The 14,015-nt window shown below is 58.4% G+C and carries 12 protein-coding genes; 7 read left to right on the top strand and 5 right to left on the bottom strand.

Features of this window, described 5'->3' with window-relative positions:
* Positions 1–50: 50 nt before the first annotated feature.
* Positions 51–1,427 (bottom strand): cysteine--tRNA ligase, encoded by a 1,377-nt coding sequence (gene cysS / locus C8D72_RS03950; RefSeq protein WP_115853073.1) that lies wholly within the window; start codon positions 1,425–1,427, stop codon positions 51–53.
* A gap of 13 nt (positions 1,428–1,440) precedes the next feature.
* The gene (locus C8D72_RS03945; RefSeq protein WP_115853072.1) at positions 1,441–3,120 is read right to left on the bottom strand and encodes a glutamine--tRNA ligase/YqeY domain fusion protein; all 1,680 of its coding nucleotides are present in this window, start codon (positions 3,118–3,120) and stop codon (positions 1,441–1,443) included.
* A gap of 205 nt (positions 3,121–3,325) precedes the next feature.
* Here C8D72_RS03945 and C8D72_RS03940 point away from each other — a divergent pair, with 205 nt between their 5' ends.
* Together C8D72_RS03940 and C8D72_RS03935 are read left to right on the top strand one after the other, a co-directional pair.
* Positions 3,326–3,823, top strand: coding sequence for a peptidylprolyl isomerase (locus tag C8D72_RS03940; RefSeq protein WP_115853071.1), 498 nt, complete (start codon positions 3,326–3,328; stop codon positions 3,821–3,823).
* 60 nt (positions 3,824–3,883) lie between these two features.
* Positions 3,884–4,639, top strand: coding sequence for a UDP-2,3-diacylglucosamine diphosphatase (locus tag C8D72_RS03935; RefSeq protein WP_115853070.1), 756 nt, complete (start codon positions 3,884–3,886; stop codon positions 4,637–4,639).
* Positions 4,640–4,699: 60 nt separating this feature from the next.
* Here the strand turns inward: C8D72_RS03935 and C8D72_RS03930 are convergent, their stop codons facing one another.
* Complete coding sequence (locus C8D72_RS03930; protein ID WP_245955138.1) at positions 4,700–5,317, bottom strand: MiaE family protein; 618 nt, start codon at positions 5,315–5,317, stop codon at positions 4,700–4,702.
* A 359-nt stretch (positions 5,318–5,676) separates the two neighbouring features.
* On the opposite strand from C8D72_RS03930, the gene C8D72_RS03925 reads away from it, so the two are divergent.
* The 3 genes from C8D72_RS03925 to C8D72_RS03915 all read left to right on the top strand — a co-directional run bounded on the left by C8D72_RS03925 (position 5,677) and on the right by C8D72_RS03915 (position 8,968).
* Entirely contained in the window at positions 5,677–6,255 is a 579-nt protein-coding gene (locus C8D72_RS03925; RefSeq protein WP_115853069.1) for an outer membrane beta-barrel protein, read from the top strand.
* Between the two features lie 414 nt (positions 6,256–6,669).
* Positions 6,670–8,376, top strand: coding sequence for a proline--tRNA ligase (locus C8D72_RS03920; protein WP_115853068.1), 1,707 nt, complete (start codon positions 6,670–6,672; stop codon positions 8,374–8,376).
* A 187-nt stretch (positions 8,377–8,563) separates the two neighbouring features.
* On the top strand, positions 8,564–8,968 hold the full coding sequence (locus C8D72_RS03915) for a lytic transglycosylase domain-containing protein (protein WP_245955137.1): 405 nt from the start codon (positions 8,564–8,566) through the stop codon (positions 8,966–8,968).
* A 22-nt stretch (positions 8,969–8,990) separates the two neighbouring features.
* Here the strand turns inward: C8D72_RS03915 and rfaH are convergent, their stop codons facing one another.
* Positions 8,991–9,515 (bottom strand): transcription/translation regulatory transformer protein RfaH, encoded by a 525-nt coding sequence (gene rfaH, locus C8D72_RS03910; RefSeq protein ID WP_115853066.1) that lies wholly within the window; start codon positions 9,513–9,515, stop codon positions 8,991–8,993.
* Positions 9,516–9,605: 90 nt separating this feature from the next.
* Here rfaH and C8D72_RS03905 point away from each other — a divergent pair, with 90 nt between their 5' ends.
* Complete coding sequence (locus tag C8D72_RS03905; protein WP_115853065.1) at positions 9,606–10,847, top strand: AmpG family muropeptide MFS transporter; 1,242 nt, start codon at positions 9,606–9,608, stop codon at positions 10,845–10,847.
* A gap of 126 nt (positions 10,848–10,973) precedes the next feature.
* Positions 10,974–12,047, top strand: a complete 1,074-nt coding sequence (gene mltA, locus C8D72_RS03900) for a murein transglycosylase A (RefSeq protein WP_245955136.1) — start codon at positions 10,974–10,976, stop codon at positions 12,045–12,047.
* Positions 12,048–12,091: 44 nt separating this feature from the next.
* On the opposite strand, the gene C8D72_RS03895 is transcribed toward mltA, so the two are convergent.
* Positions 12,092–13,924 carry an SEC-C domain-containing protein gene (locus C8D72_RS03895; protein WP_115853063.1) on the bottom strand — a complete coding sequence of 611 codons (1,833 nt, stop codon included), beginning with the start codon at positions 13,922–13,924 and terminating at the stop codon, positions 12,092–12,094.
* Positions 13,925–14,015 lie beyond the last annotated feature (91 nt).

Raw genomic sequence — 14,015 nt, 5'->3', positions numbered from 1 at the left:
GGGGCCTTTTTTGTACCAATAGCACATTTGCGTGGAACAGCGCGTAAAAACTAGTGGTTTTCGCTTACCCAGGTTGTCCCCCCACGGCTGTCCTTGAGAATGATGCCCTGTGCTGCCAGCGCATCACGAATGCGATCAGCCTCGGCAAAATCGCGGGCCCGGCGCGCTGCATTTCTCGCCTCGATCTGCCGCGCGATTTCCTCATCATCAATGCCGGACTGGGCTCCCTGCAGGAAGTCACTCGGCGAGCGCTCAAGAAGCCCCAGCATATTGCCAAGCCGGATGAGCTCGTGCGCCAGCGCACCGGCACGCGCGACATCATCGCGATGGCGATTGATTTCGCGCGCCATCTCGAACATGACCGCCAGCGCCTCGGGCGTGTTGAAGTCATCGTCCATGGCACGGGCAAAGCGTTCTGCAAACTCATCGCTGACCTCACCTTCAACGACCTCGATGCCTTCCAGCGCGTTGTAGAATCGCTCCAGTGACCGCCTGGCATCCTTGAGCGTGTCAGGGGCGTAATTGATGGCGCTGCGATAATGGCTGGCGACGAGCAGATAGCGCACTACCTCGGGGTCATGCTCGGTTAGTACATCACGGACCGTGAAAAAATTGCCCAGCGACTTGGACATCTTTTCGTTATCGACTCGCAGGGCACCGGCATGCATCCAGGTATTGACGTACTTCTGGCCCGTGGCCGCCTCGCTCTGGGCAATCTCGTTTTCGTGATGGGGAAAGGCCAGATCCGGCCCCCCCCCATGGATATCGAAGGTATTGCCCAGACAGCATGTCGACATCGCAGAGCATTCAATATGCCAGCCCGGTCGGCCCTCACCCCAGGGGGATGGCCAGCTGGCTTCTCCGGGGGTGGCACTTTTCCAGAGCACGAAGTCCAGCGGATCTTCCTTGGCCTGATCGATATCGACACGGGCGCCGGAGCGCATCTCATCAGGATTGCGATTATTGAGCGCGCCATAGTGTTCAAAACGGCGGACTCGATAGAACACATCACCGTTATCGGCCTGATAGGCATAGTCGCGCTCGATCAGCGTCTTGATCATGACGATGATGTCATCGATATGACCCGTGGCACGCGGCTCCTGATCCGGTGCCAGTACGCCCAGTCGACGCTCATCTTCATGCATGGCATCAATCATTCGATTTGTCAGCGCATCGATGGATTCGTCGTTTTCCCGAGCCCGGACCAGAATCTTGTCATCGACGTCGGTAATGTTGCGCACATAGGTAAGACCATAGCCACTGGCACGCAGCCATCGGGTAATGACATCAAATGCCACCAGCATTCTTGCATGGCCCAGATGGCAGTAGTCATATACCGTCATGCCACAGACATACATGCGTACGTTGTCGGCATCAGCAGGCGCAAAGGCTTCTTTCTGACGGGTCAGGGTGTTGTAAATCTGCACGCGGATACCCCCTTCAATTTGCCTTGTTCTGCGCCTTTGCCCAGCCATCCTTGAGGCTGACCGTACGATTGAAGACCAGACGACCTGCGCCGTGATCATGGCGATCGGCACAGAAATAGCCGACACGTTCAAACTGGAAACGCTGCTCGGCGCCAGCCTGTGCCAATGAGGGCTCACCGATGCCGTGAACTACCTCGAGTGACTGTGCATTGAGATGCTCCAGAAAATCGACGTCCTTGTCCCGATCCGGTGCCTCGACCTGAAACAGGTTGTCGTAGTTGCGCACCTCGACATCAACACCGTGACGGGCGCTGACCCAGTGAATGACCCCTTTCACCTTGCGACCTTCCGGATTCTGGCCCAGCGTTTCCAGATCAACGCTACAGTGCAGCGCTTCTACCTCGCCCTGCTCGTTTTTGATCACCTCATCGCAACAAATGACATAGGCATTGCGAAGACGTACTTCCTTGCCGGGTGCCAGGCGGAAGAACTTCTTCGGCGGCTCTTCCATGAAGTCTTCCTGATCGATCCAGATTTCGCGGTTGAGCGGCAGCTGACGCACTGCCATGTCTTCACGTGCCGGATGCCCTGCCACCTCGAAAATCTCCTCATGGTCATCAGGGAGGTTGGTCAATACCACCTTGAGCGGCTTCATGACACACATCGCGCGTGGCGCGTTGTCTTCAAGATCCGAACGAATGGCGTGATAAAGCATCTGGATATCGACAACGCCCGAGGCGCGGGAAACGCCTACCATATCGCAGAACTTGCGGATGGAGGCCGGGGTATAGCCGCGACGCCGCATCCCCGAAATAGTCGGCATTCGCGGGTCGTCCCAGCCGTCTACCACACCCTGATCTACCAACAGCTTTAATTTACGTTTGGAGGTAACGGTATAATTCAGATTGAGACGCGCGAATTCAATCTGCCTTGGGCGTGCCGGCACCGGCAGGTTATCCAGAAACCAGTTGTAGAGCGGGCGATGGTCTTCAAACTCGAGCGTACAGATGGAGTGCGTGATTCCCTCGATGGCATCGGACTGGCCATGCGTGAAGTCATAGGAGGGATAGATCTTCCACTTGTCCCCGCTTTGATGGTGCGCGGCATGGCGAATGCGATACAGGGTGGGATCTCGCAGATTGATATTGGGCGAGGCCATATCAATCTTGGCCCGCAGCACCTTTTCACCCTCTGCGAACTCGCCGTTTCTCATGCCCTCGAACAGGGCCAGATTTTCTTCAACGCTACGATCGCGCCATGGGCTGGGACGGCCGGGTTCGGTCAGCGTGCCACGGTACTCACGCATCTGTTCGGCATCAAGATCATCCACATAGGCCAGGCCATCGCGAATCAGCTGGCAAGCCCATTCATGAAGCTGGTCAAAATAGCTTGAGGCATAACGAATCTCACCGCTCCACTGGAAGCCGAGCCATTCGATGTCTTCACGAATGGCATCGATATAGACCTGCTCTTCCCTGGCGGGATTGGTATCGTCAAAGCGCAGATGACACTGCCCACCGAGCTGTTCGGCAAGGCCAAAATTGAGACATATCGATTTGGCGTGACCGATGTGCAAAAAGCCATTCGGTTCGGGCGGAAAGCGCGTCACGATAGTATCAACGCGCCCCTGCTCGATCTCTTCACGAATCTGTGTACGAATGAAATTCGGTGCGCTGGTGCTTTCTGAGCTCATGGGGCGTGATCAGACCTTGTTGACGGCGGATACCGGCAGGCGCGGTTTCGCCTGCCCGAATAAAGCCGCTATTATAGCGTGAGCGCCCGGGACCATGCCATGCAGGTATCAGTCCCGACGTCATGAGTGGTCAGCAGATCGGTACGCACCACTCTTGCGTAGCTTCCCTGAAGCTGTCCTTTTGTTGTCTTTCAGAGAGTTTTTCATGATTATTTTTTCCACCAGCGCCGGCGAGATCAAGATCGAGCTTTTCCACGAGTCTGCGCCGCAGACGGCTGCCAACTTTGAGCGCTACGTCAGGGAAGGCCACTATGACAACACGCTTTTCCATCGTGTGATCGACGGCTTCATGGTGCAGGGCGGCGGGTTTGATACTCAATTCAACCAGAAGCCGGTTCACGAGCCCATCAACAATGAAGCCAATAATGGTCTCAAGAACAGCCGCGGCCATCTTGCCATGGCCCGCACCGGCGACCCTCACTCGGCGACGGCACAGTTTTTCATCAACGTGGCTGACAACGATTTCCTGAACCACACCTCTACCACCCCTCAGGGCTGGGGCTACTGTGTGTTTGGTCGTGTCGTTGACGGCATGGATGTTGTAGAGAGCATCAAGGGCGTGGCCACCACACGGCGTCATGGGCATGCCGACGTCCCCGCCGAAGATGTCGTGATCGAGTCTGCTCGTCTGGTTGACGCCTGATCGCTGAACAATAATGTTTCAGGCGCAGCAAGATACTGCGCCCTTCAAGCAGGAGAGGTCATGACGACACTGTTTATTGCCGATCTGCATTTACAGCAGGACACCCCCGAGTTGACCCGGGCGTTTTTGAACTATCTGGAGTATCGCGCCCGGGATGCTGATGCGCTCTACATCATGGGCGATCTCTTTGAAAGCTGGATCGGCGATGATGCCATCGATGACTTCGAACAAGAGGTGATCGAGGCCCTGCGTCGTTTCAGTGACGGCGGCAGACACCTTTATGTCATGCATGGCAATCGCGACTTCCTGCTGGGTGAGCGCTTCGCCGAGCTCACCGGTGCCATACTGGTCGACGATCCCGCCATCATTACCATCGACAAGGATGTTCCTGCCCTTTTGATGCATGGCGACAGTCTTTGCACCCAGGACGGTGAGTACATGCAGTTTCGCGCCATGACGCGCGATCCGCAGTGGCAGCAGCAGACGCTGGCAATGCCCATAGAGCAGCGCCGTCAACTGGCAGATCGCATGCGTGAAGGCTCCGGCAGTGCCAACGGCAGCAAATCCGATGACATCATGGATGTCAGTCAGGAGGCCGTGGAAGAGATCATGGAGCAGTGCCATGTTCGTACGCTGATTCATGGCCATACCCATCGCCCTGATGTGCATGATTTTCGCCTGCACGGTGACGAGGTTGCCAAGCGCTATGTCCTCGGCGACTGGGACCATGAACGAGACGAAGGCTGGGAAGTGCGTCTGGATGGCATAACCCTGACACTGGAGCATTTCAGCCTGTCGGAACTGCCTTATCACTGATGACTTCCGACGCCCCGAATCGGGGCGTCCTGTCACCGAGCTCGTTTACAGGTACGCCCGTCACGCTGCGACCGGGACACCGCTGTGAAAGCGAAATTCTGGATCAGGTGACTCGATCAGCGATCTTTCGACCTCTCCGAAAAAGGCCACCCGTGCATCGATGGGCTCATCAGCATACTGCGCGGCCAGCTCCAGGTAATCTTCAAAATGCCGCCCTTCGGATTTCACCAGGCTGCGATAAAATTTCGCAAGCGTGTCATCAAGGTGAGGAATCAGACAGGCAAAACGCTCGCAGGAACGCGCCTCTATATAGGCGCCCACGATCAGCACATCGACCAGCCTCACGGGCTCCTGCTCCCGAACGTGTTCACGCAGCCCCTGCGCATAGCGTGAGGCCGACACGTGTTCATAAGCGATGCCACGCTCACGCATCAGTGTCACCACCTGCTCAAAATGAAGAAGCTCCTCACGCGCCAATTGAGACATTTTCGTTAAAAGGTCCGCACGACTTGTGTAGCGATACATGAGGCTCATGGCCGTCGAAGCGGCCTTTTTTTCACACTGGGCGTGATCGATCATTAAAAGACGTTCGTTGCCCAGCGCCGCTTCCACCCAGCGCTGGGGGGTACGGCAAGGCAGAAAATCAAGCAGTTCGGAAGGCATCAATTCGTGGGACATATCAAAACCAGATAGAAAACATGAAGATGTGCGTGATCATGTTGAGAGCATGATAGAAGGACAGGGATTGTACTGGTGAAAGGGGCGACTGCCCCACCATCACACTAGTGAAACACTAAATAATTGTCGGTACAGGTCGAAAATACAGACTGTTGCTATACTAGCATCCCTTCTCGTTAAGAGATTTTTGCAAACCACCTCATAGAGCAGGTTGATGCATTCTAATCTTTACGTGAACCGATTCTCATGCTAAAAATGTTTTTGAAAACACTGTTCGAGTAATAACAGCTCATCGAATCAAGTTTGATCGTGGAGCAGGAACGCTCCCGTCAATAAAGGTTTCATGCAAGGAGATCATCATGAAAAAATTCGCACTGTTTGCTGCACCGCTGTTCGCCTCCTCTCTGGCAGTTGCCCCGATGGCGATGGCTGATACCAGCACCGGCATCTACTCCGGTGTTGGTGTTGGTAGTGCCCAGGTCCACGATGCTGATGTTGGCAGCTTCAGCAGTGGCGATCTGTCAGGCGATCGCATCACTGACAACAACGACACTGCTCAGAGCGCTTTCGTTGGTTACAAGTTCAACGACTGGTTCTCCACCGAAATCAACTATGCCGATCTCGGTGACATTGATTACGCGACTGACCAGGGCAATGGCCGTTATCAGACCAAGGCCTACAGCCTGAGCGCCATCGGCGAGCTGCCCCTGTTCTATGGTGTTTCCGGCTACGCACGTGTTGGCGCTGCCTACTGGAAGGCCAATGCGCAGGAAGGTCCGGCCAGCAACCAGTACGGTACAGACCCGGTTTACGGTCTAGGCCTCAAGTACCAGTTTGAAACCATCCCGGTCTTCGCACGTGCTGAGTACACGCGCTACGACATGGACAGCGACTACCGCATTGACGCTGCCATGGCATCCGTTGGCGTACAGTTCTGATCGATTCCCTTCGACAGCTCTGAAAAAACGGCACCCTCGGGTGCCGTTTTTTATGCTGTCCTTCTCAACGGTTACAGCTGCTGGGGCCGTCGGGCCCGGGCATGCAGGCTCTCTGCCCTGCCTGAGTCCCCTGATCGTTGACCCTTGGTGACTGCCAGACAAACTCCGTATCATCTCTCCCTGCACAGCCCGATACCATCAGTATCAGCACGGCCGTCACCACGCCAGCCCATCGACGTTGCATAATGCCTCCTGCCTGTTATCAATTGATGACAATCGCTGTCCCCTCTAGGCGTGCAGCGCTAATGAACACATACCATCATTGCCGGCTACGGGAAACGCATTTTGCCGACAGGCAACGAATGCTCGTACAATGCGGTTCATTTCATCCGGCTCAAGGGAAACATTCGGTTCATGCGCGCCAGTCAACTGCTGCTATCCACGCTCAAGGAAACGCCCGCCAACGCTGAAGTTGTCAGTCATCAACTGATGCTGCGTGCCGGCATGATTCGAAAACTGGCCTCGGGCCTTTATACCTGGCTGCCGCTGGGGCTGCGAACGCTACGAAAGGTCGAGCAGATCGTGCGCGAGGAGATGGACCGTGCCGGCGCGCAGGAAGTATTGATGCCTGCCGTGCAGCCCGCCGAGCTCTGGCAGGAGTCAGGCCGCTGGGACAAATACGGCAACCTGCTGCTTCGTCTTCGTGACCGCCATGATCGCGAGTTCTGCTATGGCCCCACCCATGAGGAGGTCATTACCGATATGGTACGCAATGAGGTGCGCTCCTACCGCCAGCTGCCATGCAATTTCTATCAGATCCAGACCAAGTTTCGTGATGAAACGCGGCCCCGTTTTGGTGTCATGCGCGCGCGCGAGTTCCTGATGAAGGATGCCTACTCGTTCGATGTCAGTCAGGAAGCGATGGCCGCCTCCTATCAAAAAATGTATGACGCCTACATTCGCGTTTTCAATCGTCTGGGGCTCGATTTTCGTGCTGTCCAGGCCGACAACGGCGAGATTGGCGGTAGCGCTTCGCATGAATTTCACGTGCTGGCCGACTCGGGTGAAGATGCCGTGATCTTTTCAACGGGCTCTGATTACGCCGCCAATATCGAAAAGGCCGAGGCACTGCCTGATCGCCAGGAACGGGCGGCCCCTCAAGAAAGCATGCGAGAGGTCGATACACCGAATGTCAAAACCATTGCAGCACTGGTGGAAAAGCACGGGCTGCCGATTGAAAAGACCGTCAAGACGCTGATCGTGCATGGCACCGAGGGCGGGCTGGTCGCGCTGATGGTACGCGGTGACCATCAGCTCAACGAGGTCAAGGCGCTGCATCTATATCAGGTGGCGTCACCGCTGACCATGGCCAATGAAGAAGAAATTCGTCAGGCCGTCGGCGCAGGTCCCGGATCACTCGGGCCGGTCGGGCTTGAAATACCGTTGATCATTGATCGCAGTGTCGCGGTCATGAGTGACTTCGGGGCCGGCGCCAACCGTGATGACAAGCATCTTTTTGGCATCAACTGGGAGCGCGATCTGCCGCTGCCGATGGTCGCCGACATTCGCGATGTCGTGGCCGGCGATCCGTCACCGGATGGCCAGGGCACGCTCTCGATCGCGCGCGGCATTGAAGTCGGGCACGTCTTCCAGCTCGGTACGAAGTACTCCGAGGCGCTGGGCGCCACCGTTCTCGATGAAAACGGAGCCAACGTACCGCTGCAGATGGGATGTTATGGCATCGGCGTCAGCCGCGTCGTGGCTGCCGCCATCGAGCAGAATCATGATGAGCGCGGCATCACCCTGCCCGCCAGTCTGGCGCCCTATCAGGTGGCGCTGGTACCCATGAATGCGCACAAGTCGCAGGCCGTTCGCGACGAGGCCGAGCGTCTCTATAACGCCTTCAATGAAATGGGTGTCGAAGTACTGCTGGATGATCGTGACGAGCGCCCCGGCGTCAAGTTTGCCGATCTTGAACTGATCGGTATTCCACACCGGATCGTGATCGGGGATCGCGGCCTGAAAACAGGCGAACTGGAGTACAAGGGAAGACGTGACGACGAGATTACGATGGTGGCGCAACAGGAGGCCGTCGAGTTCATTTGTCAAAAGCTGGCTTGACGCCGGCCCGCTGGCACGTCTTCTGGGCGCCTGTTGGATAACAGGCGCCCTTTTTGCGCCCGCCTGCCCGACTGCCGCAGCGCCCGAAGCGAATGTTTCGGCCCAGCTGATTCGCCAGCTCTCCAGCGCTCTGGCAAATGATCAACACTTTGAAGATCATTTTGAAGCCGAGGTCTGGATGACCGACATGAGTCGGCGCCTCACGTCCTACCTTCCAGAGACACCTCAGCGACTTGCCCTGCTGGAAAGCATTCAGCGTGAATCCCTTCGCGCCTCACTGGATCTACAGCTGGTCCTCTCGGTCATCGATGTCGAAAGCCGCTTTACCTCCCGGGCCGTCTCGAGTGCCGGTGCCGAGGGGCTCATGCAGGTCATGCCTTTCTGGAAAAAGGAGATCGGCAGAGACAGCGACGACCTCTTCGATCCCGACACCAACCTGCGCTATGGCTGTACCATACTGGCGTGGTATCTCAAGGTCGAAAAGGGAGATATTACCCGTGCACTGGCGCGCTACAACGGCAGCCTCGGCAAGACAGGCTATCCGGAGCAGGTCATGACACGCTGGGACACTCGCTGGTGGATAGACAGTTAAAGCGCACCGCATGACGCCCGTTTCAGCTTTTTTGTGACGCCCGAATCTGTCCTGCCCCTACGGTAACCTGGTGCTCTCGCTGCAAAATATTAAGCAGTACGATGACACGCTCCTCCCCCTTGCCGTGCACGAAAAGCCCTTCCAGAGCCTTGAAGGGACCTTCGGTGATCTCGACACGTTCACCGACACTAAAACGATACGCTCCTGAAGCCACCGGCTGATCATCGACCTGCTGGCGCAGGGTGTCGATCAGCGCATCCGGTACCGGTACCGGCGCCTGGCCAAATGCCAACAGCTTGATCACCCCTCGAGTAGAACGAACGGGGGCCCAGTTATCCTGCTGCGGATTCATCCGGATAAAAAGATACCAGGGGAAAAGGGGCTCGACGACCTGCCCGGTTCTGCCGCGCTGGCGCTTTTCTCGCTGCATGATCGGATGGAAGACCGTATACCCCTGGTGGCTCAGGTGTTCGGCGGCACGAAAGGACTCGCCCGACTTGCACTGGACGGCATACCAGCGTAGCCCTTCAGGGCCTGTCGTCTGCATTAAAACCACCCCCGGTCAGTAGCCGTGGGCGCACCGGTCTGAGAGAATCGGCGCGCCATTTAAATGCCCGCGACTTTCTGGATAAAACCGTTGACTTCGATTGCTACAGCCCGGGCCGCCGTTGCGCGCCATGGTATCACGTTCCTGATGGGGCTGGCGTCAGGCCTGCCACTGTTGCTGACAGGCAGTGTGCTTCAGGCATGGATGACCGATGCCGGCGTTGCTCTGGATGCGGTCGGCCTGCTGGCACTGATAGGCATCCCCTACACGCTCAAGTTTCTCTGGGCACCGCTGCTGGATCGCTTCGAGCTGCCCTTTCTGGGTAGACGCCGCGGATGGCTTTTGCTGACCCAGCTGTTTTTGACCTCCTTGATTGTCCTGCTGGCCCTGTCCGATCCGGGCCTAGCACCACTGACCGTGGGCCTTGTGGCACTGGGGATCAGTTTTTTCAGCGCCACCCAGGACGTCATCATCGATGCCTATCGCCGCGAGCACCTGCCCGAGAAGGAACTCGGCATCGGTTCCAGTCTGTATACCTATGGCTATCGCACCGGCATGCTGTTTGCCTCCGGTGGCGGGCTGATGCTGGCCGACAGCATCGGCTTTCGTACGACCTATCTGACCATGGCGGCCCTGCTGGGTGCCTGCATGCTGGTCACCCTCATGGCGCCCGAGCCGAGCGCCCAGCGACCCACGCAGCCACAAAACTGGCGCGACACTTTCCTGGACCCCATTCGCAACTTCCTGACGCGCCCGGGTGCGCTCTGGCTGCTGCTGTTCATCCTGCTCTACAAGCTGGGGGACTCGGTGGCCGGCAATCTGACGACGCCCTTTTACAAGGCGCTGGGGTTTTCCAACGCCGAAATCGGCGCCACGGTCAAGATCTTTGGCTTCTGGCCTCTGCTGGGCGGTATCTTCCTGGGCGGTCTGGTCATTCTGCGTATCGGTATTTACCGCTCGCTGTGGTGGTTCGGGCTGTTGCAGATGATTTCGACCGCCGGCTTTATCTGGCTCAATCATGTGGGGCACTCGATTACGGTGCTGGCCACAGTGGTCAGCTTTGAAAACGCCGCCGCCGGCATGGGCACCGCCGCCTTTCTGGCCTTCATGGCCGCCCTGACCGACAAGCGCTTTACCGCCGGGCAGTACGCCCTGCTCTCCTCGATCATGGGCCTGCCCAGGGTCGTGATCTCGGCGCCGGGAGGCATTCTGTCAGAAGCCGTGGGTTGGGACGGCTTCTTTTTGATCTGCACCCTGGCCGCTATTCCGGGGCTCATGATCCTCTGGTATTTTCGCCAGTGGCGCGATATCACCGACCCTCCCGGCCGGTAATACCGTTTTACGCCTTTCCTGTTTCACGGGCGCCAGGCGACAGCCGCGCCCCTAGAAGAGACCCTGATCTTGTCCCTTGTACCCGCTAGAATGTTTCGCCCTCAGGGCCTTTTATCGTTGGCACGCATGGCTGGTCAGACCACCTGTCTGGTACTTGCCGGTGTATTTCTGGCCGCCTGCTCTACCGGTCAGTCCGGTTTTCAGCCTGCCAAAACTCCCAATTATTCCAATCCCCAGCCCCCCATGCATCCCACCAGCTGGCAACAGTTGCCCGGCTGGCACGATGACAATCTGTTAAGCGCCTGGAGCGCCTTTCGAACCAGCTGCGAAAAGCTCGCGCGCAAGCCTGACTGGGCCTCGGTCTGCAACGATGCCCGCCACGTCGACCCGCTGGACAGCCAGGCCATCCGACGCTATTTCGAACAACGCTTTACGCCCTTCACCCTGGTCAACAGCGATGGGTCGACGGTCGGCACCATTACCGGCTACTACGAGCCCGTTCTTCGCGGCTCCCGCACGCGTCAGGGGCCCTACCAGGTACCGCTGTACCGTAACGTCGGCAACAATAGCCTCATGGCCGCCAGCCGCAGCCAGCTGATCAAAAGCGGCGTGTTGCGCGGTCGTGAACTGGTCTGGGTGGACGACCCGGTAGAGGCCGCCTTTTTGCAGATTCAGGGGTCAGGACGCATCAAACTGGCACAAGGCGGCGAAATGCGGGTCGGGTTTGCCGGCGCCAATGATCAGCCCTTCCAGTCCTTCGCGCGCTGGCTGCTGGACAATGGCGAAATCACACCGGCTCAGGCAACCCTGCCGGGCATCAAGGCCTGGGCCAGTGCGCACCCGGACCGGGTACAGGACATGCTCAACGTGAATCCGCGATTCGTCTTTTTCAGGGAGCTCGACAGCAGCCACAAGAGCGATGATGGCCCGATCGGTGCCCAGGGCGTGCCATTGACCCCGGAACGCAGTATCGCCGTCGACCCCGCACAGATTCCGCTGGGCGCACCGGTCTTTCTGTCCACCACGCGTCCGCTCTCCAACCAGCGCATGCAGCGTCTGATGCTGGCTCAGGACACGGGCAGTGCCATCAAGGGGACTGTACGCGCCGACTTCTTCTGGGGCCACGGGGACGAGGCAAGTCTCAATGCCGGGCGCATGAAGCAGCCCGGCCAGATGTGGGTATTTCTGCCCAATCGATAGTAGACGGTATGTTCGAGGGCGGCATGCCATGGGCAGCCAGGGGGTTACTCGAGAGGGGCGCGTAGTCTGGCATCCAGCCAGCCAATGGCGCCCCGAGTAGCCACCCAGTGAGGCCGCATGAGCACGCGATACTGCCACGCCTCGGCACGTGAGCCCGGGATCGGTGCATTGCCGGTTACCGGCTCGCGCCTGGGGTTGTCACGAATCAGTAGCTTGAGCATCCAGGGGTTGGCCTGTTCGACCATGGTCAGTGCCTGACGGGCCTCCTCAAGCCGAGCAAGACGAAAGAGTGCCAGCGCCTTGCCCAGCAGCAGCCCAAGCCAGGGCTCGCCATCGTCACTGCCCGCCTCGATCTCCTCGATCAGTGTCAGGGCTCTGACATCCTGACCATCACTCAGAAGCTGCTCCAGCAGCAGCTCACGCAAGCCCATGCTGTCCTCGCCATCAAGACGAATCAGGCGTTCGGCCAGCTGTCTTGATTGCTCACGCGCACCGCGCTCCATGCCGATAATCAGCCCAAGCCCGAGTCGGAACAGGACGTGATTGTCACCATCCCCCCATACAAAGGGGCTGTCGGCCGCCTCGATCGCAACCAGCCAATCTTCAAAGCGCTGCGCCAGCGGGGAAAAGATGGATGCAAACATCCAGGGCAGATTGCCGAAACGCCCGGCCAGGGCCATGGCAAGCTCCTGCAGAATGGCCGGCGTCGCCAGCCACTCGGGGTGAAGACACAGCGCATCCAGCCAGGGACGGGCGTCACGCCAGGGGTCGCCCTGAAGCCCGCTGCCGGGCGCCTCCTCGTTTTCGGTCGTGAAGTGCTGCTGCCACATCTGATAGCGGGCGTCGTCCAGATCGCCCTGCTGATACTCAAGCCGTCCTTCGACATTGATCGACAGCGACAGCCGTGAGGCGCTGGAAAACTCCTGCAGGATTCTGGTCAGGGTCTCCAGCGGTTCGGCCAGCTCCTCGTCGGCGTAAATCATCTGCTCTGCGAGGGTGGCTTCGGGGTCTTCTGCCAGCTGCTTGAGAAACGCCTGCTGATCCTCGTCGAGATCACTGCGATGGATCAATCGCCGGCGCCAGAAATCGGCCCGCGCACGGGCCTGTTCGGGACGCCCTTCATGCAGCAGCAGCATGCTTTCAAGATAGGCCAGCGCCGGCTCATTGGGCATGGTCTCCAGGGTCCGAATAAAGGTCTCCCGGGCACTGGTCAGATCATCACTGTCCATATACCTCAGGCACAGCCGTTTCAATGCCGCGCCACGCAGAAAGCCGGGGCCGTGCTCGACGGCGCTGTCCATCAGCGCGGCCTTTTTACGCGTAAAGCCCCGCTCCTGATACACATCGCTGAGAAGTTCAAAGGCCGGCTCGCTCTCCTGCGGCAACCCCTCCCAGTCGGCGTTATTGAAAAGCGCCTCCAGAATGGTCTGGGCCCGCCCCAGCTGCCCGCCCTCGGCACTGACAATACCGGCTTCAAGCAGGGCCTGTGCCGGCACCTGATCCGAGGCCAGCGCCTCATGCAGTACCTTCCCGCGAAGGCGCTGCAACAGCAGCATCCACATCAGGTGCGGCGGTACCTGGCCGGGTAACGTGACCCGGGCGCAGCAGTCGGCATAGCGTTTACCGGAGTCGCACCAGCAGGGCTCCTGAGGTGCCGGGACAGCCAGCGTTTCAATACGAAATCCAAGACGCTGCAGCGGCATCTGATTCCAGAGCACCGGCGCCAGCGCCTGTGCCAGCGCCACATCTGCGCCAAGCAGCTCAGCGCCCTCTTTTCTTGCCCAGGCCATCAGTGACGGATAGCGCTCGTCACGCCGTATGGCGTCAAGCGCACCCGTCGAAAACCCAAGGAGTTGGTCAACCCAGGCTGCCAGCATATTGTTCCTCCACCATGATCACGCTTATGCTAGCACGCTGACTGCCGGCGTCTCATGATAACGCCATCATGTTGCCTCGTTGACGCCTCAC

The organism is Kushneria indalinina DSM 14324, from assembly GCF_003385845.1.
Lineage (GTDB): Bacteria > Pseudomonadota > Gammaproteobacteria > Pseudomonadales > Halomonadaceae > Kushneria > Kushneria indalinina.
This window is presented reverse-complemented; position numbering and strand designations above follow the sequence as displayed.

Bases quoted from the DNA above. Each gene is read 5' to 3' on its own strand.
- C8D72_RS03945 (WP_115853072.1), bottom strand. From the start codon at position 3,120: ATGAGCTCAGAAAGCACCAGCGCACCGAATTTCATTCGTACACAGATT.
- C8D72_RS03940 (WP_115853071.1), top strand. From the start codon at position 3,326: ATGATTATTTTTTCCACCAGCGCCGGCGAGATCAAGATCGAGCTTTTC.
- C8D72_RS03935 (WP_115853070.1), top strand. From the start codon at position 3,884: ATGACGACACTGTTTATTGCCGATCTGCATTTACAGCAGGACACCCCC.
- C8D72_RS03930 (WP_245955138.1), bottom strand. From the start codon at position 5,317: ATGTCCCACGAATTGATGCCTTCCGAACTGCTTGATTTTCTGCCTTGC.
- C8D72_RS03925 (WP_115853069.1), top strand. From the start codon at position 5,677: ATGAAAAAATTCGCACTGTTTGCTGCACCGCTGTTCGCCTCCTCTCTG.
- C8D72_RS03920 (WP_115853068.1), top strand. From the start codon at position 6,670: ATGCGCGCCAGTCAACTGCTGCTATCCACGCTCAAGGAAACGCCCGCC.
- C8D72_RS03915 (WP_245955137.1), top strand. From the start codon at position 8,564: ATGAGTCGGCGCCTCACGTCCTACCTTCCAGAGACACCTCAGCGACTT.
- rfaH (WP_115853066.1), bottom strand. From the start codon at position 9,515: ATGCAGACGACAGGCCCTGAAGGGCTACGCTGGTATGCCGTCCAGTGC.
- mltA (WP_245955136.1), top strand. From the start codon at position 10,974: ATGGCTGGTCAGACCACCTGTCTGGTACTTGCCGGTGTATTTCTGGCC.
- C8D72_RS03895 (WP_115853063.1), bottom strand. From the start codon at position 13,924: ATGCTGGCAGCCTGGGTTGACCAACTCCTTGGGTTTTCGACGGGTGCG.